3 protein-coding genes are annotated in these 1,956 nt (G+C 35.4%); all 3 read left to right on the forward strand.

Features of this window, described 5'->3' with window-relative positions:
* Window positions 1–306 (forward strand): integrase core domain-containing protein (locus IV514_RS17325; RefSeq protein ID WP_206486582.1); only part of this gene is annotated, 306 nt, incomplete at its 5' end.
* A 10-nt stretch (window positions 307–316) separates the two neighbouring features.
* Window positions 317–901 (forward strand): hypothetical protein, encoded by a 585-nt coding sequence (locus IV514_RS17330; RefSeq protein WP_241242456.1) that lies wholly within the window; start codon window positions 317–319, stop codon window positions 899–901.
* Between the two features lie 134 nt (window positions 902–1,035).
* Window positions 1,036–1,758 carry an SIMPL domain-containing protein gene (locus IV514_RS17335; protein WP_206486583.1) on the forward strand — a complete coding sequence of 241 codons (723 nt, stop codon included), beginning with the start codon at window positions 1,036–1,038 and terminating at the stop codon, window positions 1,756–1,758.
* Window positions 1,759–1,956 lie beyond the last annotated feature (198 nt).

Here is a 1,956-nt window from a genome sequence, read left to right on the forward strand (position 1 = left end):
GTCGACACGGTGTTATTTCACACCGATAGAGGGGCTGAATATCGCGCACATGTGATGCAAGAATTTCTTAAAAAACGTAACGTGAAAGCCAGTATGAATCGCCCTGGTTGTTGCACCGATAATGCCGAAGTTGAATCATTCTTTCATTCGCTCAAAGCTGATTTAATTCGAGGTAATACTTTTACTACAGCAGATAAATTACGAGCCTTATTAACGGGTTACTTAAACAACTTTTACAATAGACAACGACTGCATTCGAGTTTAGGATATCAAACACCTGCTGAATATGAATTAGCAGTCAATTAAAACATGGAGCGTGTCCACTTTATCGGGGCAAGATCACAAAATACAGTTGGCTTTTTGTTCACTGCGTTCACTAATTTTAGCCAACTATATTTTGCCCATTATTTGGGCGTTAGTTTTTCAGGGAAGCATGAAGTTAATACCATACAACAGATTTAATATTGCTACAGAAAAGCAGCCTGAAGAGGTGTTGAAAGTAATTGTAGATAATACCAGTGAAAAGAGATTTTTTAGCTTTAGGCCAAATAAAGAATTTAATGGAACTATTGGCGACGATAGATTCTATATACAAAGAAATATTTCGTATCGAAATTCATTTCTTCCTGTTATTGAAGGCAAAGTTGAGTCCGCAGAAATGGGCTCAAATATTGATATTAAGATGCGATTGCATACCTTTGTCTATTGTTTTATGTGCATTTGGTTTATTGGTGTAGGTATTGGTTGTATTGCTGTTTCATTAAATATAGATAAACTTTCATTCCATGCCTTAATACCATTTGGCATGCTTATTTTTGGACTTGCTTTGGTGAATGGTGGTTTTTGGGTTGAAGCTACAAAACAAAAAACTAGGTTAATTGAGTTGCTAACGAAAAACTAACAAGCAAATTAACGCACGGACTAATAATGCTTGGCTTGGTTCGCTGCGCTCACTAGTATAGCCAAGCATTATTAGCCCGTTATTTGGGCGTTATACGCATTTTAAACCTAGCATCATCTGATAAAGGATTATTCATGAAAACCATAGCTTTATTTTTATCACTTTTCACTATTTCATCTTTTGCGTCGGTAATTCCAAAAGAACCGCATATATATGTTGAAGGCTATGCAGAAAAAGAAATAACTCCTGATCAAATAAAAATATCGGTATCTGTAGTTTCAACAAACTTGGACGCTGATATTGCAAAGTCAGAAATAGATGAGAAGTCGTTAAAAATTTTTGAATCAACCAAAAGTATTGGAATTAAGGCAAGTCAAATTACAGCTACGCCTATTCAAATTCTTCCTGCTATTGAGCGAGAGAACGGTAAAAGAATAGATAATGGCACTAGAGTAAGTCGTAATATAGATATAATTTTGAAAGACTTAACGAAATATCCAAAACTTAATGATGCATTAATTTCTGCCGAAATAACGTCTAAAATATCTTCGACAGTGGAGTTAGCAGATGAACGTGCCGTAAAAAAAAGCGTATTAATGTTAGCTATTGAAGATGCAAAATTAAAAGCGCAGGAAATAGCTGAAATTCAAGGAAAAAAAATTAAAGATATACATTCACTCTCAGAATTTCAAACTAGGCAAAATGAAACTTATAATTTACAACCAAACCAACGAATTTATGGTCAATCTTATGGTGCTGCTGAAATGAGATACAGAGTTCCACCGGGATCTAGCGTGTTTAAAATTGGTAAAATGAGAGCTACGGCAACTGTTTATGTCGTTTACACTATTGAGTAATTTGCGTATAACAAGCCATTACAGTAACGGGACTGCTAACAGCTTGCTCAGTTCCGCTTCGCTTCACAATTTTAGCAAGCTATTACCAGCCCCTTATGCGGGCGTTAGCATCATGGAGGATTCCTCATTAAATTTTTAGTAATCATATTGTGTTTAATATCTCAAACCGCAAACTCTGAAGAATGGTTCACAAATGGT

Source organism: Thalassotalea sp. G2M2-11 (assembly GCF_017168195.1).
In the GTDB taxonomy this organism is placed as follows: domain Bacteria; phylum Pseudomonadota; class Gammaproteobacteria; order Enterobacterales; family Alteromonadaceae; genus Thalassotalea_E.

What these genes read in the sequence shown, in the direction of transcription:
- IV514_RS17335 (WP_206486583.1), top strand. Translation starts at nt 1,036, where the DNA reads ATGAAAACCATAGCTTTATTTTTATCACTTTTCACTATTTCATCTTTT.